The sequence below is a fragment of the Acidobacteriota bacterium genome, assembly GCA_040754075.1.
Taxonomy (GTDB): Bacteria; Acidobacteriota; Blastocatellia; order UBA7656; family UBA7656; genus JBFMDH01.
In genome coordinates, this window is record JBFMDH010000008.1 from 208,723 (window position 1) to 234,627 (window position 25,905).

The 25,905-nt window shown below is 49.5% G+C and carries 21 protein-coding genes; 3 read left to right on the plus strand and 18 right to left on the minus strand.

Going from position 1 to position 25,905, the window contains the following annotated elements; translation table 11 throughout:
* Nucleotides 1–134 precede the first annotated feature (134 nt).
* The 6 genes from AB1757_11505 to AB1757_11530 all read right to left on the minus strand — a co-directional run bounded on the left by AB1757_11505 (nt 135) and on the right by AB1757_11530 (nt 8,349).
* A complete protein-coding gene (locus tag AB1757_11505) occupies nt 135–587 on the minus strand; it encodes a group 1 truncated hemoglobin (GenBank protein MEW6127653.1) in 453 nt (150 codons plus the stop codon).
* A gap of 662 nt (nt 588–1,249) precedes the next feature.
* Nucleotides 1,250–4,543 carry a glycosyl hydrolase gene (locus tag AB1757_11510; protein MEW6127654.1) on the minus strand — a complete coding sequence of 1,098 codons (3,294 nt, stop codon included), beginning with the start codon at nt 4,541–4,543 and terminating at the stop codon, nt 1,250–1,252.
* A gap of 171 nt (nt 4,544–4,714) precedes the next feature.
* Nucleotides 4,715–5,290 carry a hypothetical protein gene (locus tag AB1757_11515; GenBank protein MEW6127655.1) on the minus strand — a complete coding sequence of 192 codons (576 nt, stop codon included), beginning with the start codon at nt 5,288–5,290 and terminating at the stop codon, nt 4,715–4,717.
* Nucleotides 5,291–5,308: 18 nt separating this feature from the next.
* Nucleotides 5,309–6,331, minus strand: coding sequence for a hypothetical protein (locus AB1757_11520; GenBank protein ID MEW6127656.1), 1,023 nt, complete (start codon nt 6,329–6,331; stop codon nt 5,309–5,311).
* 121 nt (nt 6,332–6,452) lie between these two features.
* Nucleotides 6,453–6,872, minus strand: coding sequence for a hypothetical protein (locus AB1757_11525; GenBank protein ID MEW6127657.1), 420 nt, complete (start codon nt 6,870–6,872; stop codon nt 6,453–6,455).
* 115 nt (nt 6,873–6,987) lie between these two features.
* On the minus strand, nt 6,988–8,349 hold the full coding sequence (locus tag AB1757_11530; protein ID MEW6127658.1) for a Gfo/Idh/MocA family oxidoreductase: 1,362 nt from the start codon (nt 8,347–8,349) through the stop codon (nt 6,988–6,990).
* 352 nt (nt 8,350–8,701) lie between these two features.
* On the opposite strand from AB1757_11530, the gene AB1757_11535 reads away from it, so the two are divergent.
* Complete coding sequence (locus tag AB1757_11535) at nt 8,702–10,126, plus strand: PhoPQ-activated pathogenicity-related family protein (protein MEW6127659.1); 1,425 nt, start codon at nt 8,702–8,704, stop codon at nt 10,124–10,126.
* Between the two features lie 43 nt (nt 10,127–10,169).
* Here the strand turns inward: AB1757_11535 and AB1757_11540 are convergent, their stop codons facing one another.
* The 10 genes from AB1757_11540 to AB1757_11585 form a co-directional block, all read right to left on the minus strand.
* Complete coding sequence (locus AB1757_11540) at nt 10,170–10,454, minus strand: RNA polymerase alpha subunit C-terminal domain-containing protein (GenBank protein MEW6127660.1); 285 nt, start codon at nt 10,452–10,454, stop codon at nt 10,170–10,172.
* Between the two features lie 13 nt (nt 10,455–10,467).
* Nucleotides 10,468–10,989: a DinB family protein gene (locus AB1757_11545; GenBank protein MEW6127661.1), complete on the minus strand. Its 522-nt coding sequence runs from the start codon at nt 10,987–10,989 to the stop codon at nt 10,468–10,470.
* Between the two features lie 226 nt (nt 10,990–11,215).
* Nucleotides 11,216–12,490, minus strand: a complete 1,275-nt coding sequence (locus AB1757_11550; protein MEW6127662.1) for a hypothetical protein — start codon at nt 12,488–12,490, stop codon at nt 11,216–11,218.
* A 72-nt stretch (nt 12,491–12,562) separates the two neighbouring features.
* On the minus strand, nt 12,563–14,725 hold the full coding sequence (locus AB1757_11555) for an SUMF1/EgtB/PvdO family nonheme iron enzyme (protein MEW6127663.1): 2,163 nt from the start codon (nt 14,723–14,725) through the stop codon (nt 12,563–12,565).
* 127 nt (nt 14,726–14,852) lie between these two features.
* Nucleotides 14,853–15,539, minus strand: coding sequence for a hypothetical protein (locus AB1757_11560; GenBank protein MEW6127664.1), 687 nt, complete (start codon nt 15,537–15,539; stop codon nt 14,853–14,855).
* A gap of 109 nt (nt 15,540–15,648) precedes the next feature.
* Entirely contained in the window at nt 15,649–16,671 is a 1,023-nt protein-coding gene (locus AB1757_11565; protein ID MEW6127665.1) for a polyprenyl synthetase family protein, read from the minus strand.
* Nucleotides 16,672–16,879: 208 nt separating this feature from the next.
* The gene (locus AB1757_11570; protein MEW6127666.1) at nt 16,880–17,494 is read right to left on the minus strand and encodes a thymidine kinase; all 615 of its coding nucleotides are present in this window, start codon (nt 17,492–17,494) and stop codon (nt 16,880–16,882) included.
* 41 nt (nt 17,495–17,535) lie between these two features.
* Nucleotides 17,536–18,108, minus strand: coding sequence for a tetratricopeptide repeat protein (locus tag AB1757_11575; GenBank protein ID MEW6127667.1), 573 nt, complete (start codon nt 18,106–18,108; stop codon nt 17,536–17,538).
* An 80-nt stretch (nt 18,109–18,188) separates the two neighbouring features.
* Complete coding sequence (locus AB1757_11580) at nt 18,189–18,521, minus strand: cupin domain-containing protein (protein ID MEW6127668.1); 333 nt, start codon at nt 18,519–18,521, stop codon at nt 18,189–18,191.
* Between the two features lie 112 nt (nt 18,522–18,633).
* Entirely contained in the window at nt 18,634–19,224 is a 591-nt protein-coding gene (locus tag AB1757_11585) for a photosynthetic reaction center cytochrome c subunit family protein (GenBank protein MEW6127669.1), read from the minus strand.
* A gap of 106 nt (nt 19,225–19,330) precedes the next feature.
* On the opposite strand from AB1757_11585, the gene bcp reads away from it, so the two are divergent.
* Nucleotides 19,331–19,795 (plus strand): thioredoxin-dependent thiol peroxidase, encoded by a 465-nt coding sequence (gene bcp, locus AB1757_11590; GenBank protein ID MEW6127670.1) that lies wholly within the window; start codon nt 19,331–19,333, stop codon nt 19,793–19,795.
* Nucleotides 19,796–20,046: 251 nt separating this feature from the next.
* Entirely contained in the window at nt 20,047–21,318 is a 1,272-nt protein-coding gene (locus AB1757_11595) for a serpin family protein (protein ID MEW6127671.1), read from the plus strand.
* Nucleotides 21,319–22,417: 1,099 nt separating this feature from the next.
* Here the strand turns inward: AB1757_11595 and AB1757_11600 are convergent.
* Nucleotides 22,418–24,319, minus strand: coding sequence for an amidohydrolase family protein (locus tag AB1757_11600; protein ID MEW6127672.1), 1,902 nt, complete (start codon nt 24,317–24,319; stop codon nt 22,418–22,420).
* A gap of 51 nt (nt 24,320–24,370) precedes the next feature.
* Entirely contained in the window at nt 24,371–25,768 is a 1,398-nt protein-coding gene (gene lysA, locus AB1757_11605; GenBank protein MEW6127673.1) for a diaminopimelate decarboxylase, read from the minus strand.
* Between the last annotated feature and the right edge of the window lie 137 nt (nt 25,769–25,905).

Genomic DNA, 25,905 nt, shown 5'->3' on the forward strand with positions numbered 1-25,905 from the left:
CAGTTTACGTTTGAAGAATGCGCCCATAGAGATTTGCTTGCAAGGTTTCATTGGGCGCTGAACAAAAAAAAAGCTGAGAAGACTTTTAGAAATCTTCTCAGCAAGGGATGTGTAGTGGGTTGAAAAGGGAATCGCTATTTGGCTTCGACAATGTCGGCTTTCAAACCGGAAATCGCGCCTAAAACTTCGTCCTGTTCTTTCTTGGGAACTTTGAATTTATTGAGGGTGGCGACCAGATGCTTAACCGTAATTTCCCAGTCTTTTTCATTTATCTTTAAGCCTTTGTGAACTGTCTTCATATCGCGTCCGAGATACAGGCAGGGACCGCCGGTTGCGTTGCACAGAAAATCAACGACCAGTTGACGAATGCGCTTTTGCGAACTTTCACTAGCGCCTTGAAAAAACCGTCCGAGTTGTTTGTCGGTTGCTAGCCTGCCAATAAAATCATCGGTCACGGCTGCCAGCGCATCATAGCCGCCGAGTCGTTTATAGAGCGAATCGCCGGATTGCGCTGAAGCCTTGGGGGCAAGAAACACGAATGCAACAACTAACATGGTTGAGCAAATGATTGATGTCGTCTTTTTCAAATCCAATCCTCCTAATCCTGTGTTGAAATAGTTTGAATTCACCCGAAAATCTTATGGGTAAACCACCGGTTTATTGTTTAGTTAAAAATTGTGTTGTACGAAATGCGCCGGTTTGTCACTGGCGTCAGTGATTACGCGGAGAGAAAGCGATATGGATTTACCGGATGAAAAAATCTTTCGGGAAAATTTTAAGGAGACCCGGGGAGGCTCGTTTTCTCCCCGCGTCTCCTTGTTGAGCCTCTCGGCTGTCAGGCGATAAGCCGATTTTGGGTAGGACTGAGGCTCTTTTCCTGCGAGGAGGGGAATCTCCGCAGGTTGGTTGACCAAAAGCAGGAGCCAACCAATTTGAACGATGAGCTTGAGCGGTAGGCTGTCATCGTTATATTTTTCAGCCGATTCAAATAACTATTTTGTGAATCCGGCCCCAAAAAGCTTTCTCAATAGTCCTTGCTACCCATAGACGCCAAAAAAAATATTTATTCTGCAAAATCGAAAAAAAATTTTAAAAATATTTTTATTCGAGGCAGGTCACGTCGGTTTTGCAATTACGGTTGGGAATTTGAACGGTTTTCAAAATGAAAGTTATCAATACAAGAAAAAAGGCGCGATGGATTTTATGGAGCCGTCCAATCGCGCCTGATGAAGGTAAATGATGAGGAGGTTTATCGATCTCGCCATTCGGGAAGTCGTCCGGGCGTGTAAGGCGCTCCGGCAACTTCGAGGGCTTTTTCCAGTTTGCTTAAATCGCCCTCAACCAGCGTGCGCAACCTGGCGAGTTCCTGTTCAAACTCCTGAGCCGCGATGTTGTACTGGTCAATCTGGGTTTGCGTCGGTCGCTGGATGCTGAACGCCAGGCTCCCGGCGGCGGCTTGCACACGTTGGTTAATGCCTGCGGGGGTGTTTTCGTTGCGCGCCGCAATCACCGAATCGCCTCTGAGGGCGCGAAGAATGAGGTTGATGCGTTTATCGAGCGCCACCACATCATCAATCAAACGGGTATCCGCGCCCGGTGATTCAACAATGGCGCGTCGCATGAGTCCGAGCCGCGTGCGAACGTTATTCGCCACATCCAACGCGCCAGTCATCGCCCGTTGCAAACGCGCGACTTTGCGTTGGAATTCGACGAGCGCCGCGCGGTCGGCTGCGGTCATCTGCGCCAATCCTTCGACCGTGACGTTGAATTCCTGCGGCGTGGAAAGTTGTGCGAAAATCCCACCAACCCGTTTGAACATCTTCACGGTGTATTTACCTGGCATTACCAAGCCGCCCGACGGCGGTTCAAAGAAAGGATTCTCTTCGGCATTGGGAATTTGTTGAACGAGTTGTGGCGCAGGGTATCGCAAATTCCAGGTAATACGATTCATGCCCGGCGCAGCAGGGGCTGTAAGTCTGCGCACGACATTACCCTGTGCATCCGAAACCACGAACAACAACGAAGGTGATTCTTCTTCCTCTTCGGCACGTAACTCTTCCCAGTTGGGATACTTGGCATTGCCGCGTCGTTCGGCTTCGACACGCATCTGTTTTTTGGTCTTATAACTCTCTTTCAGATAATAAGTGAAGGTCGCGCCGAATGGCGGGTTGGGCGCTGTGTAAAACGATTCGCCCTGAAAAGCTTTACCGCGCCCGCCCAAAGGTTGCGATTCGATGTACATTAAAGTTTCTTTAACAGGGAAAAGTGTAGCTTCCTGTTCGAGCATTTCAGGTTTCAACAAACGAAGTGGCGTGTAATTATCCAGCACATAAAACCCGCGCCCGAAGGTGGCGACGACCAAATCATTTTCGCGTTTCTGAATTGCCAGATCGCGAACCGCAATGGTCGGCAAATTGCCCTTGAGTTGTGTCCACTTCGCGCCGCCATCGATTGAGAAAAACAATCCGAATTCGGAACCGGCGAAAAGTAAGTTGGGATTGACGTGGTCTTCGGCAAACGCCAGCAAGGGATGCGCCGGCAGATTGCCTTTCATCGATGTCCAGGATTTTCCCGCATCGGTGCTCTTTAAAATGTAAGCGTTGAAATCCGCATTCTTATGATTTTCAAAGGTCGCATAGACCGTATTGGCATCGTGCTGTGAGGCGATAATGCGGCTCACATAGGTCATATCGGGAACGCCTGGAAATTTTTCAACCCGTCGCCAGGTTTTGCCCGCGTCTTCGGTAATATTGATGACGCCATCATCGGTGCCGACATAAATCAAGCCCTCTTTTTTCGGCGATTCCGATAGCGCAATCGAATTTCCAAAAAACGAAGTGGATTGATTTTTCGCAACGGCATCAGGACCCCAGACTTTTCCCATCACCGACAAAGCGTTGCGGTCGAGATTGCGCGACAATTCGCCGCTGATGAGTTTCCAGGTATTGCCCCGGTCATCACTGCGATAGAGTTTGTTTGCCGCATAGTAAAGTCTGGTGCGTGAATGCGGGCTGATGATAAACGGCGTATCCCAGTTGTAACGCAACGGGTCCTCACCTTTGCCGGCGAGCGGTTGAATGCTGACGCGCTCTCCGGTTTTTTTATCGAACCGGACAATCACGCCGTATTGCAAAGCTGAATAAATGGTGTTCGGGTCTTCGGGGTCAACTTGTGAATGAAACCCATCACCGCCGAGGGTAACAATCCAGTCCGAATTGACAATGCCGGACGCGCTACGGGTGCGCGAGGGCCCGCCGAAACTATAATTGTCCTGTGTGCCGCCGTAGATGTTATAAAACGGATAGGCATTATCAACCGTCACATCGTAAAACTGGGGAATCGGCATATTGGATTTGAAATCCCAGTTTTCGCCTTTATCAAAACTTTCATACAAGCCGCCGTCGCTGCCGACTAAATAATGGCGGGTGTCATCCGGGTCAATCCAGATGACGTGATTATCAACGTGTTTGTTGCGTTCACCGAGCGCGCGAAACGTCCTGCCGCCATCATCCGAAACTTGAAAGACAACATTGGGCAGATAAACCCGGTCACTGTCTTTCGGGTCAACGGAAATCTGTCCGTAATACATCGCTTGTGCGATGTTTGGACTGCGGCGTTCCCAGGTTCCGCCTTTGTTGGTTGAGCGATAAATGCCACTGCGATTGTCTGCGGCTTCAACTGTGGCATAAACGATTTTGGCGTCGGTCGGGGCAATCGCCAAGCCAACACGCCCCATATCGCCTGCGGGCAAACCGCCGCGCAATTTATTCCAGGTTGCGCCCGCGTCTGTGGATTTATAAATCGCGCTTTCGGGACCGCCGTTAATCAAGGTGTAAACGTGACGGCGACGTTGCCACGAAGCCGCGTAAAGGGTATCGGGATTTGAATGGTCGATGACCACATCGGTGACCCCAGTGTTGTCGCTGATGTTTAAAATTTTATTCCAGGTTTTTCCGCCATCAGTGGTTTTATAAAGCCCACGATCTCCCCCTGAACCCCACAATGGTCCTTGCGCGGCAACATATACATGCGCGGATTTGCGCGGGTCGATGACGATGCGCCCGATGTGTTCGGAGGCTTTGAGTCCGAGATTTTTCCAGCTTTTGCCACCGTCGTCCGAACGATAGACCCCATCGCCATAAGAGACACTACGTTGAGAATTGTTTTCACCCGCCCCGACCCAGATGGTCAGGGGATTTTTCGGGTCAATGGCAATCACGCCGATGGAATATGAACCTTCGTTATCAAAAATCGGCGACCAGGTCACGCCCGCATTGGTGGTTTTCCAAATGCCGCCCGAAGCTGCGCCCACATACCAGCAGGATTTATCCGTCGGGTCGACTTCAACGGCGACGATGCGCCCGGAGGTGAATGCCGGACCAATGCCGCGAAGTCTGAGTCCGGCAAAGGTTCCCGGATTCATTTTATCGGGTGGTTGTCGAGGTTCCTCACGTTGTTCCGGTTGTTGCGCGATTGCAGAAATGGCATGGATAAACAATGCGAGGATTAAACATAAAAGTAACTTGCCGCGAATTTTTTTCAAAGGTCAGTCCTCCATCTCAAATGATGATTTGCTGTACGGGATTAATGATTGAATTGAAGATTCCACTGTCGTCTGAGCGGGCAATCATACAGTCAGATTCATAGAGGTTTCAAGAAAGCGGGGTAAAGTTAAATTATTAAGCTTCATCTCGGAGAACCAACGAAGAATGAATTACTTCTCCATCCCCAGTTGTTTTTCCAGGTATTCTTGCTCGCGTTTTTGTCGTAAGTTCCAAGACTCAAAATTTTTCCTGTCAGGATTGACGTATTTCGGTGGGTCGGTCGGATACATTAACCAATCATCTCTGATATATGGCGGTGTTGGAATCGGAGTTTCACCTTTACTGATTATCCGCTTTTCGGCAACGCTTTCGCTTTCTTTAGGACTGAATAGATAGTAAGCCGCACAGACTATTGCGATTCCACAGGTAATGCCAAAAATTGCCGTGCGTAAAAGCGCCAGACGAAAACTTTTCTTTGACAGTTCTTCAGACTCACGAAGCGGCAGTAAGAGGTAAACTGGTTTCGCGGTGGCTCTGCCAAAGAGAAAGCCAAGCGCAAATCCGCCGATTCCGGCTGTGAACCATAAAAGCATTGATTTAATTCGCAATTTCATAGGGAACTCTGAAGCAAGTGAATCGGTGATGACTATAGAAACAATAAAGGGCTTTTCATAAAAGATTTTACTTGCATCCCCATATGTGCCTGCAAAGTAGGCAGGGGAACTCCTATGAAATTCATATCGCAAAGCTACAGCAATAGGAAATTATTTTTTGATTTTTGGAGTTCGTTTTTGCGGCAACAGCGGTTGCAGGCGTTTAACTTCGACCTTCTCGGCGCTCACCCGTTTCACTTCATATGAAATTGAAACCGGTCTGGCATTTTCATCGAGTTCTTGTGTCATAAACCCTTTTCCCCCGGCTGCGGTTCCCAACTTAACCGGTAATACGCCGCGCACCCCGTCAATCAAATAACCGTTGATGTACCGCCCCAAATCGGGCGAATAATTCAAAAACCAGATACGAGTGAAATCGACAGCGGCTTCGCCATCAACGCGCTTCATCAGGGCGATGTAGTTATTTTTAATTTCGCCTTTTTTGGTTTTCGTCTGGTCAAAAACCACCCAACCGGTGAAGCGTCGCCCGTCGCCTTCAAGGTGCAAAACATCATCGGGCACATCGAGTTCAACCTGGGCTGCGCCTAACCAACCGGCGCGCAAGACTTCACCTTCCGACAGACGAACCTGATACCATAAAACGGTTTTGGCATCCCCTTCGTCATTGTTGGGATTACTGTCGGTGTCTTCCTGTTTTTGAATGGTGCGAATTCTGCCGACGATTTCCACATTGGTGCCGCGATTCAAAGAAGTGAGCACTTCGCCGCCGGGTTCGAGTCGCAAATTGGCGGATACCTTTACCCGCCCAAGACCTTGAGCCGGTAACTCGCGCGATTTATCAAACAGTTCATTGGTTTTATCAAGGTAGGTTTTGTTGATGACATAACGCGATTCGAGCCACCCGGTATCACCGCTCGGAGTAAGTTTGACTTTAACCCAATTCTGAATCGCGCCGGTCGGCGTTTTGATTTCCGCTTGTTCGAGGATATCGAGACGGTCGCCTTTTTTAAGCTCTTTGACATTGAGCGACACCTTGGCTGTCGAAGATTTCAACATCGCGGTTTTCGCAATGACCACACCTTCGTCGATTTTGGTATCGCTAATTACATTACAACCGTAAAAAGAGAGACTGAGGGTTAAAACAAGAAGACCGAAAAGCGGTAATCTATTCATACAATATTTATTGATTGACATGATGCCGAATGAGATGCAGGAGCGAACCATCAGGATGCAGAGCCAAGGTGAGTGATCAATCCGGGCTGCATTCACCACTCACCTTTAGGCAAATAAACTTTTAGGTTTGCGGTAATGAACTTTTAATCTCCTGCAACATTGAACGCACTGTCGCCGCATCTTTTTTGCGCCAGGTGTTAGCTAATTCCAAAAGTTTGTTTCTCATCGCCTGCTCGCCGCCGACGTAGCATTTCGATTTCGGATCGTTCCAGAGTAACCGGTTGTTGACGAGGTCTTCAGGTTTTCCTTCATAAGCAATGAGCGGGTCTTTTTCCGCGAGCTTGATCAGTTGGTCTACGCATCCGGCAGGACTGTTGGCAGCCTGAGCACTTTTTGAAGAAGCCTTTTTAACTCTTTTGGTTTTCTTTTTCGTGGTCATCATCTGGGGCTGATCCTGACCTTGATCCTGAGCCTTTGCCACTATTGACATGCCAAGACCCAGAGTGAGCGCGACGAGAGAGCTGAGTATTATCCTTTTCATCTGTTTAAGAAACCTCCGTTGGGATTAGGGTCACACGAGCCGTGCGACATGATTCGTGCAAAAAAATTATACAGATTTCACGCTATTCATTACAGCGACAACCGAAAAAACTTGCTTACACATTCGGCAATTTCCAAGGTTCCCGATAGGGTCTCGTAACCCAGCCTTGCGCCTCTTTATCATCCTTCACGGTTTCCTTATCAACATCCCAGTTGACTTTGCGACCCAGGCGAAATGCCAGATTGCCCAGATGACAAATCATTGTCGAATTATGACCAATCTCAACATCGGAATTGGGTTTGTTGCGCGATTTCATACAGTCAATGAAATTTTTCACATGCAAAAAATGATACTCTTCATTGCCGGTGACCTGTCTGGGAAGCGGCATCATCTTGTTTGACCGGGCGTTGCCTTTGCGCTCGACTTCGGAATAAACCTCCCAGCCTCCGCGGTCAACCACCAGCGTTCCATTGTTGCCGTGAAAAGCGACGCCGTGGTCGCGGGCTTCCGGTCCTCGACCGACTGCCGTCGCATGTTCCCAAATCAGGCTGTAATCGGAAAATTCATAAAGCACCTGTTGGGTGTCAGGAGTTTCTTCGGCATCATCGGGAAATCCGTACTTGCCGCCGATGGACATCGCCGAAAGCGGCGCGCGCATATTCATTGCCCACGCGGCAATATCAATCATATGCACGCCCCAATCGGTCATCAGTCCGCCGGAATAATCCCAGTACCAGCGGAAGTTGAAATGAAAACGGTTTTTATTGAACGGGCGTTTGGTCGCAGGTCCCAACCACATATCGTAATCGACGGTTGCCGGCGGTTCGCTATCGGGAACCTTCGGGATGTTGCCCATCCAATCCTGATAAGCCCAGGCGCGCACCAGACGAATCTTGCCGAGTTTACCGCTTTTGACATATTCAACCGCTTGCGCGAAATGGGTGGCGCTGCGTTGCTGGGTGCCGACCTGCACGACGCGATTATATTTGCGCGCCGCATTGACCATGCGGCGTCCTTCGCCGACGCTGATGGATAGCGGCTTTTCAACATAAACATCTTTGCCCGCCTGACAAGCCATAATCGTCGGCAAGGCGTGCCAGTGGTCGGGGGTGCCGATGATGACCGCATCAATATCTTTCTGGTCTAAAACTTTGCGGAAATCTCTGGTAACCAGCGCCGGTTTTTGCCCGACGGGTTCGGCGATTTGCCGCATTGCCTGGGCGCTTTGCGCGTCATCGACATCGCAAAGCGCCACACATTCAATATTTTTGAGGCGAAGCATTTGTCGCAAATCGCCGCGACCTTGTCCGCCGCATCCGATTAACCCAACCCGGATGCGATCATTGGCGCCTGCGACTTTATCGCTTGATGATGCAGATTGGGCGCTGGCGAGGTTATGGTTTACCAGTTCAATTCCGCCAATTGCACCGGCAGCAATTGATTGTTGAATAAATTTTCTGCGACTTTTGGATTTCATGTTGATTCTCCGTTTTTCAAACCGCGAGTTGACTTAGATTTTGCCGGAATTGATGTGGAATCATTACAAATAAATTTCTCCGAGTAAAGTACACAGTTAAGATAGCCCGATTGAGTATTTCAAAAACGAAAACCGTGTGGTAAGCAAACTGCTGACAAAATGATTTTTGAAAAATATTTCACGGATTAAAGACGGTTCAACGATTGAAAGAACATTGATGAACCGAACATTGATTATTCATCAGAATCATTACTCGATGGATAAGCGATAATATCCCCTTAGAATGATTACGCGACTGCTTGACAGCCAATCACCCGCCGGATAATTTTGTCCGCGCATCACGGAGGCTTCTATGAACAATCACAGGCAAACCATCCAAGCGATCATCCAAAATTTTATTCTGACTTTCCTGTTTTTCGCTTTCGCAATTTCAGCGACCGCCCAGAAAGCCGAAAAGCAAACGGCGCTTGACCGCTATATCGCCAAACCCGATAAGACCTATGCGTGGAAACTGGTAAATACGATTCCCGGACAAGGTTGTACGGGTTACGTGTTGGAACTCACTTCGCAAACCTGGCGTAGCGAAAAAGATGTTGATCGTCCGGTGTGGAAACATTGGTTGACGATTATCAAACCCGAAAAACTCACTACCGATAAAGGTTTTCTCTACATCGGCGGCGGCAATAACAACGACCCCGCGCCGACGAAAATTTCCGACCAGTGGCGAACCTTTGCGGTTGAGTCGGGTTCAGTAGTTGCCGAACTCGGAATGGTTCCCAATCAACCGTTATTCTTTACCGACTCGAAAGACCAAGCCCGTTATGAAGACGATTTGATTGCCTACACGCGGGTCAAGCATATGGCGACTAAAGATGATGAATGGCTGGTGCGACTGGCGATGGTCAAAAGCGGCGCGCGCGCTTTGGATGCGATTCAGGAATTTATGAAAAGCGAGGCGGGAGGCAAAAGCAATGTCAATCAATTCGTGGTATCGGGCGCATCCAAACGCGGCTGGACGACCTGGCTGGTCGGCACCGTTGATAAACGGGTCATCGCGATTGCGCCGCTGGTGATTGATGCGCTCAATTCCGAACAAATCACCCGCCATCATTTCGAGGCTTATGGATTTTTTTCAACCGCGTTGAAGGATTATGTCAATCACGGATTGTTTCCTAAAAAAATCGGCACCCCCGAATATCAGGCAATCCTTGCCATCGAAGACCCGTACAATTATCTCAGCCGTGAACGCTTGAAGATTCCCAAATTTTTAATCAATGCTTCGGGCGACCAGTTCTTTTTGCCCGATAATTCCCAGTTCTATTTCGGTAAAGTGCAGGGCGAAAAACATCTGCGCTATGTGCCCAATGTCAAACACAATTTAGCCGGGTCGGATGCCCGCGACGTGTTGCTCACTTTTTATCAAGCCATCATCAAAAATAAACCGCGCCCCGAATTTAGTTGGACGAAAGAAAAAGATGGGACGCTGGTGGTCAAAGTGAAAGATAAACCGCAGGCAGTAAATTTATGGGCGGCGACCAACGAAAATGCGCGGGATTTTCGCGTCGATACCATTGGCACAGCTTATAAAAGCACGACGCTACAAGAAGAGAAGCCCGGCATCTATGTCGGTCGGGTGACGAAACCGGCAAAAGGCTTCACGGCATTTTTCGTCGAACTGGTTTATGACATCGGCGAGAAAACGCCGTTGAAATTTACGACCGAAGTCAGCGTGATGCCCGATGTGTTGCCGTTCAAATTTGAAAATGCCGGAAAATAACTGAGAAAGCTCCAGGTGTGGGCGAGTTCAGAATTTTTGCAGATTACAGTTCTCTGAAGTTCAGCCCCTGTTCTTTCAAGGCGTTTCTCAGTTTCGGTATCGTTGTCTTTCCCATGCCGTGAAGGTTGAGAATTTCCTCTTCGCTGTACTGCGCAAGTTGCGCAGGCGTGGTGATGCCGGCGCGTTCCAAAGCGCGCCGCGCCGGCGCAACGATTAATGAGAGGAAGCCGCTTTCAGGTTTTCTCTCTGCTTCACAAATCGGACAGGTCGGGCAATCGCTGCTTTTAAAATACCGATGTCCGTTTTTACAGGTACGTTGATTCTTCATCGCAATTGTTCGCTTATTTCAAAACCGAAAGATAGGCTTGCCAGGGACCAACGGCTTCTTTGTACTGCTTTGCCAAAGTTCTCGAAATCTGCACCAGATGATCCAGGTCATGGACGACCCAGGTTGAAAGCAATTCACCTAACCTGACGATTCCAAGTTCCGGGTGTTTGCCGCGTTTTTCAAAATCTTCAGCGGTGAGGTTCATATTTTTGAGGGTTTGAATACTTTCGGCTCTAAGCTGGGCGAAGGTATTCAACAACTCTTCCAACGTTTTTCCTTTGCTGACCTCGAACTGAGCAAAGCGGTCAAAAGGCTCGAAGGCTTTCGCTTCGCCATACTGCAAGATCATCCTGGCGCGAGGAAGCCAATCGGTCTGCTCGCCGTGAATGAGATGCCCGACGACATCGAACGGCGACCAGGTTTGATCGCCTTCATTGCTTTGGATTAACTGCGCAGGAAGCTGTTGCAGCATTGCTTGAAGCGCCATCGGGGTGCGCGACAAAATATCAATAGCGTGGTCAAGATTGAAATGCATAGTGTGATTTACCTCAGCGAGAGTATACCCCAACCTCCTTCACTACTTTCAACACCGCTTCTTCTAACTAACGTCCTGCATAATCGGACGTGCGAACGGCATTGGTTGAACCATATGAAATTCGCTCGCGCTCCGGCGCATGCCTTGGTTGCGCGTCATCCGGGAATCATTGCGATTATTGTAATAAACATTATGAGTAAAACAGGGTTGAGCGGAGATGATGACCTTAGCGTTTTCTTAATCGCTCGATTGCCTGACGGAAACTTTCCCGCATGTCATCAAGATGAATCGCGAGTTTGGCGACTTCATCATTCAATAAAAATTCCGGCAATACAGGTTTGCCGATTGCCGCATCGTCGCGAACCGGGGCGCTCAATTCGCCGACGCTCATGCGGTCGGTCGCTTCGATTAAGGTATTCACACGCATCGCCAGATTGTTGCCTAAATAGTACCCGGCAAAGCCTGCAAGCCCGGTCATCAACAAACCTATCCCTGCCAATAAAAATTTCATCCCGCTGCCCGAACCGCTGATGCTATCTGTTGAATAAGCGACCCCGATTGCCCCGACCGTTGCCCCATCAATTGATTTTAGAGGTTGCAAGGCGAAGGCATACGGGCGTCCGCCTTCGCCTTCTAACACATCGGCTTGAATGGATTTGAGGTCTGCGCCGTTCAATAAGCCTGTGTTGCCGGTTGCCGAAGTCAAACTCGAAGCAATCACCACATTGTTATAGGCGACAATCACCCCTTGCCCGGACTGCTTATCGAGTTGCAGTGTCTGTCTGGCTTCGGCAATCAAAGGGGTTTGCAAATCATTGGCGCCGGGCTTGGCGACCAGATAATTGTTAAGCATCTGACCGAGCAGCACCATTCCGACAAAACGCCCGTTGCTGAAAATTGCGGCGGCGGCTTCGACCATCAAGGCATCCGTCACCTTTACTTTACCGCTATCACCCATTGCCTGAACCTGCGCGAGTTGCTCAAGTCCAAGTTTGGCGAGTCGTTCGCCGCTTTCAACCACGATTGAAGATTGCGGCGCATTGCGCAGTTGGATGCCATCGCTGATGACTTTTTCGGCAAGCGGATTTTTGGCGCTGGCATCGCCGATGGTTTCACCCGCCATCGGTCTTCCGTTATGGCGCGCGATGACGCGACCCGTTGGGTCTGCGACCAGAACGAAATCAAGGTTGAAATCGTTTTGCGCGCGCGGCAATAAATCCTGCAATCGTGCCCAAGCCTGTTGCGCATCCGTAGCTTGATTGTCGCTGCTCACCAAAGCTTTATTCGCCACATCGACCGCCAGTTGTTGCGCCGCGCTGCGCAGCCCGTCCCGGCGTTTTTCGACGACGCTTAACGCCACCTGCGCCTCTTTTTTCAATCGTTCATCGATTTGCAGATTTGTTGAAGAAGAGAGGGAATAGAGAGCCACCGCCAGAATTATCAATATCGGTAAACCGGCAGCAATCGCGCAAAGAGTTGCGAACTTGTGGCTAAGTTTCATGTTCGGTAGTCGGTAATCGGTAATCGGTAATCGGGTAGCCGCTCCAACTGGCTACCGACCACCGGTTACTGACTACTGTGTAGCATCTTTCACACAACGGAATCCGGTTTTCGGGAAGGCTTTGTCGGCTTCAACATAACCTCTGTACGACCCATCGTGGCGTTGGTCGCCATCAAATGCGCCGCCGCGAATGACGCGATAATTGCCTGATGCCTCTTCGGGAATTTTGTCTGCGTTGCCCGGATAGAGGGCAAAGGTATCGGCAGTCCATTCCCAGACATTGCCAATCATATCGACCGCGCCGCTGGCGCTTTGCCCAGCAGGAAATTTGCCGACTTCGGTGATGGCTTTGGTCTGAATGTTTGCCATACCGGATTTGAATTCATTGCCCCAGGGGTATTTCTTGCCTTCGAGTCCGCGGGCGGCGGCTTCCCATTCGGCTTCCGTAGGCAACCGTTTGCCAGCCCATTTCGCATAATCAGTGGCGTCCTGCCAGGTGATGTTGACCACCGGAAAATTATCCTGCCCGGCTTTAAAGACGCCGTTTGCCCAATCGGACGGTGCCGCGTGACCTGTCGCGTCGATGAATTTTTTATATTCGCTGTTGGTGACTTCGGTTTTGTCTATGTAAAAAGCTTTGAGGGTGACGGTGTGTTTGGGCTTTTCAATATCCTCGCCGTCATCTCTGCCGATGGTGTAAGTTCCGCCTGCGACCAGCGCCATGCCTTCGGGGGTTGCCGGTGGCGCATTGGTGTTACTGTTTGCCGTATTGGTATTGGCGGTTGTCGAAGTGTTGGTGTTTGCCGAGGTGTTGGTGTTCGCGGCTGGGGGTTCGGGTTTTCTCAGCACAAACCACCAGATGGCTGCGGCTGCGCCCGCCAGGATGATTAAAACCATCGCCAGCGGTAACACCGGAAAGCCCTTCTTTTTTTGCGAAGGGAAAGGCGGATGCTGAACCGGTGGGTGTGGCATGGGCTGTTGCGCCGGTTGCGGATAAGCGACAACCGGCGGCGCTTGCATAGGCTGATTAACGGGTGGCGTTAAAATCGGAACCTGTTTGGTCGGCGCATTGGAAAAAGCATCACCGAGCAGATCGTTTGCTGCCGATTGAAAAGGTTGTGTGCCGGGCGGCTCAACAGTTGGCGGCGGGGTTACCGGATAAGGCGTCGCGTATTCATCGGTTTTAGGTTTCGCGAATACCGGTTCGTCGGCTTTTTCCGAAGTGAATGAAGAGACCACTTTGGTATGGGTGTCGGGTTCGGAAATCGCCGGGGGAACCGGTGCACCGGACACCTGCGTTGAAGCGGGCGGCTGAACCGGCTCAGAGGTAATCATCTGCCAGCTTTCTTCAACCGGCAGTGCGGTTTCCGGCGGTGCAGGTTTTGCAACCGGTTCCTGAACCTGCGGTTTTTCCGGTTCAATAAAAAACGAAATCTCCGGTTCAACACCATTGAAAACCGATTCGGTTGGTGCGGTTACGGAAGACACCGGGCTGGTCGTCGTGTCGGGTTTTAACGCCACAGTTTCCGAGTCGGCATTGTTGATGGCATCGGTCAGGCTGTGAATCGCCAGCGTTTCAATTTCGATTTTATCGGTTACTGCTTGCGGTGGTGGCGTTGGAGCCTGCGGTTTGGATTGAGGGATTGATGATAACGCGACGGTTTCACTATCTGCCTCAACAGTTGGCAGGGAACTGATCTCAATGGTGCTGCTTTGAACTTCCTGTGTCGGTTTGTTAGCCTCTTCGACCTCTGCCGGTGGCACATGAACCTGTGTGGCAAATTGCGCCGGGTGTTGTCCCGATGGCGTGGTGACTGCGTTCCCGCAGGTTTTGCAGTAGGCTGCGCCTTCGCTTAACATTGCGCCGCAAAACGAACAATGGACTTTTGAAGGGCGCAGGGCAGGCGGTGGTTCGGGAATTACCGGAGCGGGTGCCGTTTGTGAGAACGGTGCGGCGGCAACCACTTCACCGCAACGTAAACAATTGGTTACACCAAATGGCACGACCGCGCCGCAGCGCGCGCAAATCGGACTAATCGGTTCCTGCGCAGCCTGTAAAATATTGGCTCCGCAACTATTGCAAAACGCCCAATCGCCTTGTACGGGAGTTGAACAGACCGGGCATTTTTGCAGGTGCGTGGTGACGGTGCGCTTTTCACGCAGGACTTGCCCGCACCATTTGCAGTATGTCATTCCATCAGGAAAATCAGCTTTACAAATGTCACAATACATCATATCCCCAGGTTCCCAATCGTGTAGAATTTGCTGTGTAAATATACAGTTGCGAGGTGTCCGCGTCTACACTTTGAAGCAATCGACCGTCGAGCTAAGGCTTTGCAAAAATATTTCGCGAATTGAAAATCTATTTTATGAAAATTATATTGTCCACAACAACCGTTCCGCTGATCGGTCTGCATTGTTCGCAATAAGCGGTCAGCGAAACCGAAGTCAATTGTTTTAATACCTCTTTGAGATTGACGCGGGTATCAACCCAGGAAGGTTGCGCCAGCGAATTCAAGGAAATTTTATAGGTATTAAATCCCGCCCCGACCTTAAACGTGGTTTGCGGATAGGCAGGGAGATTTTTTATTCCAAGCCCTCGACTGGTGAATTCAAGCCTGAGTGAGGTCACTCCGGTGGCATAGATTTGCAATGACAGATATTTAAACCCCGTGACATCATCGCCAACCGGTTTGCCATCCTCATCGGCTCGCCCGTGAACTTCGACGCCAACTCCGGCATATTGATTGGGCGCGAGCAATTCGTAATCGAAAGCCAGGGCGTGATTGGGGTCGTCTTTTTTCAGACGAACCAGTTCGGGACCTTTAAAACGACTCTTCATAGTCGGGCTTTCCGAATAGGTATTGATTTGAATGTAGCCGCCGCGATTGCTGACCGGACGATTATCCTGAACCTTTTCAAAATCGGCATAAACCAGATTATCGTCTTCGGCTGTCATGGGCGAATCGGAACTGACCGGGGTTGAAATCCTTCCTGAAAACAACAGCGCCAACAGGCCAGAGAGCATTATATATTTCACAGATTTCATATGGATGTCCTTTGTTCTGACTTGTCGGAGCGGGGCGAATTATATGGAGGTTGATGAAGGGATTTCAACGCAGATAATGCGGAAAAGCCAACAAAACTATAAAAAAACATTACATCTCGCGTTCAATGATGAACTGCGGAATGCTGAGCAGCGCGTTGCGGTAATCGGAATCGGGAAGCACGCTGAGCGCCTGAGTGGCTTCCTTTGCATAGCGAAAGGCTTCATCACGGGCGCGACTGAGTGAGCCATGGTTTTCGATTAACTCGAGAACCTCTTCAATCGAAACCGATTCAAAGCCGCCTTCATGCATCACGGTTTCCAGTTTACTGCGATATTCGGGATGGGCTTCGAGTAAATAGATAAGCGGCAAGGTCAGCTTGCCTTCGCGTAAATCATTGACCACGGGTTTTCCGAGTTTGTCTTCGGTGGAGATGAAATCCAGGACATCATCAATCAATTGAAAAGCGATGCCCACCGATAACCCGTAATGCGCCAGGGCGCGTCGCTGCTCGGCGTTGGTTTTGGCAACCAGCGCGCCGATTTCCGCACAGGCGCGAAACATAAAGGCGGTTTTGCGCCGCACGATTTCCAGATGTTGGTTTTCAGTAATTGCCGAATTGCCGATCAGTGAGAGTTGCAGAATTTCACCTTCGACCATCAACCGGGTCATCTCCGTAAGCGCTTCAAGAATTTCAAAACTGCGTTCGTGTAAACTGACATCAAACGCCGTCATGTAGAGCCAGTCACCGACGAGCACCGAAACGTTGTTGCCCCATTTGGCATTTGCCGAGGCGCGACCGCGACGCACACTTGCCTCATCAATGATGTCGTCGTGAATGAGAGTTGCCGAATGCAACATCTCCATCACTGCGCCCATACGAATTGCCGATTGCGAAGCGGGGTCGCCTGCGGCTCTGGCGGCAAGAATCAAAAGCGCCGGGCGAACCCGTTTGCCGCCGCTTTCAAACAGGTGGGTGACCACTTCCGAAACCGTAGCGGAAACCGATTGCGCCTGATGGGCAAGCTCTTCTTCAACGCGCAATAATTCCGGGCGAATGAGTGAAAAAATCTCTATAGGTGACATCTGTACGTTGGCGGATTGATGTTCCTCAACGGTCAAACCGGTTGACATAAAAAATAAGACTCCAAGTTGATGTTCCTTGAATGGCAGCGCATTCAACCTTCTCAATCGCCAGCCAATTTGTATATTAACGAAGTGAGCAATAATAGCAAACGCCTGACAGTCAACGCAAAAGCTCACAGTTTTTGCGTCGTGGTTGATGGCAAAGAAAAAGGCGGCAATGCGACCGCCTCAATCCTGACAAATTAGAAAAACGATTTTACGAACGGACGCCAACCTGTTCGACTTTTGCCTGTTCGGTTCGCGCTTCTTCGTTGGCGCGGTAAATTTCATAGCATTGCCGACAACGCGCTTCATAAGAAATATCGCCGACTTCGATTTGCGAATTGCCGCCCGAAACCCGCTGTGAATAATGCGCGGCATTGCCACAACGCACACAGACCGCGTGCATCTTGGCAACATACTCGGCAACCGCCAAAAGCGCGGGCATCGGCCCAAACGGTCGCCGCATATAATCCTGATCGAGTCCCGCGACAATTACGCGAACCCCGGCGTCTGCAAGTTCCATACAGACATCGACGATGTCATTATCGAAGAATTGCACTTCATCAACGCCGACCACGCGCACGCCAAAGGTCAAATGATTGCGCAATTCTTTGGTGCTGCTGACGGCGATGGCTTCAACCGTGCGATTATCGCGCGACACAATTCGTTTGGTATCGAAGCGGTCATCAATGACCGGCTTGAAAATCTGCACGCGCTGGCGGGCAATTTCCGCGCGTCTGACCCGGCGAATCAATTCTTCGCTTTTGCCGCTGAACATGCCCCCCGCGATCACTTCTATCCACCCACCTTTTTGATTAAATCCGTCCATTTACTCTCCTTTGGAATGATGGAAAATTTTTTTAGTTGTGGTTAATTGAGCTTGCTTTGTACTGTTCTAAACGCTTTGATTGCCAGTTTGTAATTCGGGTTCAAATCGATGGCGGTTTTATATTCGTTTAATGCCTCGAATAACTTCCCTTGCGTTTGATAGACCCGACCCAAATTGAAATAGGGATAAAATACCGGCTCATAACGCCGCGCCTGTTTGGCTTTTTCGAGCCAGTCAATGGCATTGCGCAAATCGCCCTGGTCAATCAAATAAGCCCCGATGTCGTTGTACGGGTTGCCGAAATCCGGGTCAACGGCAATGGCTTGATGGCATTCTTCAATCGCTTCGTCGGGCATCCCCATAAAACTATAAGTCCAGCCTAAAAAGGTATGAGCTTCGGCGGTCGGATAAATTTCAATCGACTGTTTGTACCAATCCGCTGCTTCATCAAGATTGCCATCCATTTGCGCTTCATAAGCTCGCTGGAAAAAATTCAATGCCTCGCGTTTGCGCCCGGCATCACGTTCCGTCAGGTATTCATCCTTGCCGAAAGGCATGTCTCCGATGCCGGTTTGCAAACTGACGAATGCGGTTTTTTCTTCAAGCTTATCCATACTTTCAAGTGACGAAAACCGATTGGCTTATCCGGTAGATAGTTTAACTGATTGCAAACCAGCCCAACCATCAAACCGCATTACACTTTATTCGGATTGGGAGCCATAAAGACCAGCAGCGAAACCCGTTCACTCGAAGCGTTGCGAACCCCGTGCGCCACATCTGCGGGTGCGAATACCACATTATCTTTCCCTAATTCATGGGCTTCACCGCCGATGTGAAAAAGCGCTTTGCCATCCAGGACGACATAGATTTTATCTGCACCCTGGTGCGCGTGAATCTTCTGTTCCTGACCGGGTTCCAGACAATAGAGGTCGGCAAACATCTTGTCGGTTTCAAACAGATTGACCTTCTGCATCTTTTCAGCAGAAAAGCGTTTTTCGGACAGAAGATTTTTAAATGAGGTTATCACTTAACTGGCTCGCCAATGATTTTCTGAAAATGAGTGGAAGGCGGTGGCATTGATTTAAGAGGTCAATGCCTTCCACTCATTCAACCCGCAACCGCTTTAAAATTCATTCGATTTATTCAGCCGGTTTTGCTTGTCCCCGGTGGCAGGTGAAGCAACTGACGCGGCCTGTGCTTCCCAGTTTGGCATTCGTCTCGCGTACCAGCGCAATCATTTTGCGCGCCGTCTGTTTGGTCGGCTTATCATCTTTTTCAAAATGATCCGGGATGTGGCAGTAGGTACATTCGACGCCCAGCGAATCTTTAAAGGCGAACATAATTTTATTGATACGTTCGGACGGCAGCCCTTTTAACAACTGAATGTTTTTATATTTTTTCTCGGCGCGTTCTTCCGTGCTGCTTGCCGGTAAGGGATCAAGCGAAGGCAATTCGACGCCGCCAACCGGTGTCGTTGGACTGGTTGTGCCCCGCGCCTGTTCTTCAGGCGTAAGCGGTCGCGCAGGCGTCGGATTGTTCGGGTCAACAGTTGGATGACCGGCGGGCAATTGCGGTGTGTCCCCTGAATTGACAGAGGTTTGCGGTGACGCGCTGCCCGGAGTTGCGGGAGCGTTTGCCGGCGGTTTCCACGTCCAGTTTGCCACGAAAAAACCGATAAACAAACCCAGTAGAATGCCGACTATGCCAAAACCAATTTCGTCTTTTTTCATGTGATGATTCCTATTTTGACTTATGATAGAGCGAATCTAATAATAATAATTGCGTTCAACAGAGCGCAAATACTAGCACACTAAATTAAGGAGAACAAAACTAGCGATGATACCCGAAGTCGGAGACCAAGCGCCTGCTTTCAAGCTGACCAATGCGGAAGGCAAATCTGTCAAACTGAGCGATTTTAAGGGCAAACGCCTCGTCCTCTATTTTTACCCGAAAGATGATACGCCGGGCTGCACCAAAGAAGCCTGCGGATTTCAACAAGACCTGCAACCCATCGAAGCTAAAAACACCGTGGTCATCGGCGTATCTGCCGATAGTGAAGCATCGCATCAAAAGTTTGCCGGAAAATATGGGCTGACTTTTCCACTACTTGCCGACACCAATCACGAAGTCGCCGAAGCCTACGGCGTCTGGCAGGAAAAAAATAATTACGGCAAAAAATACTGGGGCATTAAACGCACGACCTTCATCATTGATGAAAAAGGCAAAATCGCTCACGTCTTTAAAAAAGTCGATACCGCTAATCACAGCCGCGATGTGCTTGCGGTTCTCGATAAGCTTTAAGTCATCCGTAATTGATAGCCATGAATGTATCAGGCAGAGGATGTTTTTCTAAGCATCCTCAATGCTTCTCCAGTCAACAGAGGGTTCTCACAAAGCGGGCACAGAGGTTGCTTAATAAATCGGCAACTCTGCTGTTGGGATTTTGAGGCAACTTGAAAAGTTACATACGAGTCCAACCATTACGTGCCTGGGAAGGTTGAACGCTCAATGAAATCACTAATAACCATCAACGGTTTGTCAGGGAGAACCCCATGTTTTTTAAACAAACGCAATTCATGAAATTAATCGCCGTGTTTTTTCTGGTGAGTTTTTCAACCGGGTGGCTGTTGCCCGCAGGTTCAACAGTTGAACATCACCGTTACCCTCATTCAAAAAATCACCATGCGGAGCAAAAAACAATGAACCTTGACCCGAAATTTATGACCGCCAATCGTCAATTCGGATTTAAACTTTATGCGGAACTGGCGAAACATTCCGCCAATAAAAATATTTTCGTATCACCTGCCAGCATTTTATTTGCGCTTGCGATGGCTTATAACGGCGCAGAAGGTGAAACCGCCGAAGCGATGCGCAAGGCAATGCAACTTCAAAATTTCAAACTCGAAGACCTCAATGCCGCCAATCAGGCGCTGAAAAAAATGCTCGAAACCGCCGACCCCAAAGTGCAAATGCAAATTGCCAATTCGTTGTGGGTAAAACAGGGCGCACATTTCAATCCGACGTTTGCCACCGCCAATCAGACATTCTACAACGCCGAAGCTCGCGAGCTTGATTTTCTAAGCCCTGCGGCTGCTGCAACCATCAATCGTTGGGTCAATGACAACACTCGTGGAAAGATAGATAAAATCGTTGACCAGATTGACCGCGACATCATTCTATTTTTAATCAATGCCATCTATTTCAAAGGGCAATGGACGAAAACTTTCGACCCGAAAAATACCCGTGAAGAAAATTTCACGCTCGGTAGCGGTCAACAAAAACGTGTGCCGATGATGACGCAATCGGGAAGCTTTGAATATTTTGAAAACGATAAATTTCAAGCCATCACTTTGCCTTACAGCAACCGCCTTTTTGAGATGGTGATTTTTTTACCGCGCGCGAACACTTCGCTTGCCGATTTTCACAAATCGCTCACCGCAGAAAACTGGCAGAGTTGGACAACCCAATTTCGCGCTAAAGAAGGCAGCATCAGTTTGCCGCGGTTTAAAAGCGCTTATGAAGTCGAATTGAAGGCGGCGCTTGGGGCTTTAGGCATGGGACAGGCGTTTACTGATACCGCCAATTTCTCGAAGATGTTTCAGCCGCCGCAATCGGTCGCCATCTCGCAGGTGAAACATAAAGCTGTGGTCGAAGTGAATGAAGAAGGCACCGAAGCCGCTGCGGTTACGTCAATCACCATGCGGACGACGAGTCTTGGCCCGCCGCCATTTAGAATGGTGGTTGACCATCCGTTTTTCTTCGCCATTCGCGAAAAACAGAGTGGGGCAATTTTATTTATGGGGTCAATCGTTGAGCCGAAATAGCGCGTGACCGATGCTATCGCTATTTCAACCGAAGCCTGAAATCAGGATTTCAGGCTTCGGTTTTTTGTGAGTTTGAATATGTGCCAGGGTTACGACCGGAGAAGTTGCTTGCAAAACCCCGAAGGACAAAAGCATGAAGTTAAAGAAAAAGGTAGCGCAGACTCGACAGTCTGCGCCGATTTAGAAAAGTCCGTCCGCGAAATTTAAAGGAGTCCTCAATCAAGACGGGCGCAGGTTAGACAACCTGCGTTACATCCGCGCCGCTTAACTTCATGCCATTGTTCGGGGCTTGAGCGAATTTTTCAAACCGCTTCTCAATGATATTGCGCAATGACTTTGCTTAGGATGAGCCTGGAGTAAATGAGAAATTTATCTGTATAAAGAAAATCAGCCCTGTTTCGGCTTTCGCTGGTGAAACAGGGCTGACAGGCTGGCACCATTCATTGTGGTGTGCATGCATGGCAGGCATTAGGCTTTGCTTTTGGGGAAACTGGTAAAAATCTTTAAAGAATTACGAATTAATAAAACCAAAATAGAAAAAATAGAGGCGAGAGATAGGGCTAGCTTGCAATTCTACTCTCGCCTCTCTTTAAGTCACCCAGACTATTTTCTAAAAGGAGACGCTACTGAAAGGTTAAACAATTGATGCTAAACCTTTGCCCACAATTCATATCTCGCAACTTACTTCAACCAATAATCCGGAACGTTTTTCGACAGTAAAGAGAATGAACCGACCCACCAGGAGTCGGCATGGGATGAATCACCACTCTTTACAGATTGCCTACCAATCTACGAAAAACGTTCCGGAAATTTAAGTAAGTTGTATCAATCGTTCAAGTATCGACGTCTATGGTATGAGCAACCAATGTGCCGCAATATTTGTGAAAAAAATGTACCGATAAAATTCAAACCCAAACTCTCGGATTACTAAAAAAATACTGGTTGGATTGAAAATTGACAGTTTGCGTATTGATTCAGTTCTAATCTTTGAATCTTAAAACACGTTAAGTTGAGGTTTTAATTGAACCAAGAGTTTATTGATAAAATCACTGTTTCGATTAACGGCAAGCGTTTCAGACAGTTTTAATTGAACCGGGAGTTATTGATAAAAGCGCAGATTATCGAGTTCAATCCAGGCGAATTCGCCCGATTTGCGGGTTACTTCAAACATCAACATCAATAAATCCTGCCCTGTCCAGGCGGTTGGGTTTTTGCTTTCCTGTTTTAGCGTTGAAAAATCAATGTTCACGGTTGACCAACGCGCCGATGCAGTAAACGGCGCATTGTAATAAGCGAAGTTGCGCACCCCGCGCGTCGGAATAATTAACTGATAATTTCCCGAACCGCGCACATCAAAGCGAATCCCGCGAAACGCCGTCGCATCGACGGGTTCGATACCGCCGCGACTGAGCGGCAAAATTAAACGAATATAGGGGCGTTGCACCGGCGACATTTCCGAAAGCGCGGTGAAGGCGTGATTATTGGCGTCGCGCAAAGTTTTGCCAAACATCACTTTTGAATGGTCGTGACCGCTGTCTGTGTTATTAATCCAAAGCGTATCGATTTGGCTGCGCCCATCGGCGCGCTCGAAATCATCAAGCAATTCCGGCGCTTTTACTGACTTCACCGGCGAAAGATTCGGTGAAGCAATTTGCGCGGCAAGTTCTGTGCGGTTGATTTCACGACCGCCGAGAAAAACCCGTTTAACCTTTTCAATGTCTTCGATGTTTTTATGCGGCTCGCCTTCGATTAACACGAGGTCTGCAAGTTTACCGGCTTCGATGGTGCCGCGTTCACCGTCAACTTTAATGGCTTTGGCGCTGTTGCCGGTCGCGGCAGTGATGGCTTCAAGCGGCGTGAGTCCGCTTTGCGCCAGCAATTTCATTTCTCTCAGTGTTGCCCACCCATGATGGGTTCCGGTAATTCCCGAATCGGTTCCGTCAGTAATATTGACGCCACCTTTGTTGAGCAGCGCAATATTGCCGGTCAAATATTTCCAGCGTTTTGCCTGTGCGGCAGCGGTGCGACCGGATTCACCGGGTTGTTGGGTGGTGGGCGTGGGTTGAATAGCTGCTTTGACAGCGGGTTCAAGCACCGTATCAAGCAGCGGTGACGAAGTGTAGCGCGGACGCGGTTCGTAAACCGCAAGCGTCGAGGCATAACTTGTGCCATTTTTATTCATGAGTTGAATCAACTCTTCATCAACCTCGACGTTACCTGCGCCGTGCGCGATGACATCGACGCCTGCGCGCGCGGCAATTTTGGCTTTCTCTAAAGTGACGGTGTGGGTGAGCACTTCGATGCCGTTTTTGTGGGCTTCATCAACAATGGCGGCAAGCGTCTCTTCATTCATGCTGGTCATATCCGCGCCGGTGCCGTATCGCCAGCCATCCGTGAACACTTTAATCACATCGGGTTTATAAGCGAGAACTTTTTTCACTCCGGCGCGAGCTTCGGTCGGAGTGGTGACCTCCTGGGTGAAGAAATCGCCGCGTCCGCCCTCAACACCATGACCTGCGGGCGTTGAAAATCTGGCGGCGAGTGAAATGCGCGGAGCGATAACCGCGCCTGTGCGGATGAGACGGCGCATCGGCTCGAAGGTCTCAGGATAAGTGCCAAAATCAACGACTGAAGTGACGCCGCAATAGAGATAGGCTTTCAGGTGTTTTTGCCAATCGGCAGCCACCCCGCCGCCGGTGGCTGATGAAAGGTGCGTGTGCAAATCGAAAATGCCGGGAATCAAGGTCTGCCCATTGGCTTGAATGACGCGAGCGCCTGTTGGAATGGTCGCCTCTTTACCGATTAATAAAATGCGTTCACCTTGAACGATGACGGTTGCCTGATATGGCGCGGCACCGGTTCCGTCAACGATGGTTGCGCCGACAATCGCGATGACCGGTTGGGCTTGTTGCGCGCCAAGCGGCGCGGAGGCGAGATAAACGATGGAAAGCGAAATCAGAAGAATCAGAGATAAAAATCGCACACGGAATAATTTTTTCATAAGCCAATCTCACAAACGCTGCGGCAGGCAAACAACCATCAAGAATAAGACTCACTCCCAAACATCGTAAGCATACAAATCTTCGTAAACTTCGCGGCGACGCGCGATGGTGGCTTCACCGTTCTGGCGAATTAAAACCACTGCGGGGCGCGGGCGACCGTTATATTGCGACGATTGATCAAGCGCATACGCGCCGGTGTTCAGCAGCGCCAGCACATCGCCGACCGTGGTGCTTTCGGGAAGCCGTCGGTACGCAGGCAAGCGCGTGCCTTTTTCAATATCGAAATAGACATCGCCGGAATCGCAAAGCGGTCCGGCGACTTTGAATTCTCTGGCGTGCGCTTCATCGGCATGTGATGCGGAAATCAGGTGGTAGTACCATTTATACATGCCCATCGAAAGCATCAATGAATAGCCGGCATCCGTAAGCAACCAGGTATCGCCGATTTCCGGTCGCTCTTTGATATTGCAGATGCGGGTTAAGACCAGTCCGGTATCGCCGATGATTTTTCTTCCGGGTTCGAGAACGATGGTTAAATCTTTCAGTAATCCGACCTCATCGTGTTTAACCGCTTCGTTGATGGCGGCGCGAAAAACCGATTCGGGGTCGAGTCGCGCTGATAGCATGGCGCGTTCGTTTTCCCCTATGGTTTCGGCGTGTGTCGGGTCAGGCAAATAGTTAATCGGCAAACCGCCGCCAATGTTGATGTGCGATAGTTTGTGATTATATTTTTTGTGCAGGTCAACCAGAATGTCCCACATTTCGCCAAACGCCAGCGCGTAAGGTTCGGCGTCAGGGGTTTGCGAACCGACGTGTATGTGAACGCCGACCAGATTGATGGCGTCGGTCATTTCCAGCGCGTGATGAAAAGCGGTTTCAACCTGCGCGGGGGTAATGCCGAATTTTGAAGAGAGCAATCCGGTTTGCAAAGCCGCGTGTGAGCGCGTGGCGATTTCCGGCACCAAGCGAATTGTCACGTTAGCTTTTTTATTCAAGGTGCGCGCCACGCGGGCGACCTGGTCGAGTTCATAAAGCGAATCGACATTGATTGAAAGAATGCCGTAATCAATGGCGTCGCGAATCTCGGCATCGGTTTTGGAAACGCCGTTGAAAATAATCTGGTCGGGTTTAAAACCCGCGAGTTTAGCTTTGTGCAATTCACCGCCGGAATTGACTTCGATATCGCCACCGGCATTTAAAACGGTTCGGAGGATTGCCATATTGGAATTGGCTTTTGAAGCGTAACAGAGTTTAATGCGCGGGTGGACGGCTTCGATGGCGCAGCGCAAATGGCGAACATTTTGGGCAATGCGTTTTTCAGAAAAGACATAAAGCGGCGACCCAAATTTTTCGACCAGTTCGATGGCATCAACGCCATCAACGGTTAAATGATGGTTGTGAGTTTCCAGATAGCCTTCGCGTTGCCAGGACTCAGTGTGTTGAGACATTCATAAACCTCAATAAAAATTAAGCGATGATTGTAAGCGAGCAATTTCTAACTGGCAAATAGAGCAAAGAAATTCCTGCTTGACTTGGTTGTTACCTCAACATAGCATCGCTAAATCATTTGCCTTAATCACTGCAA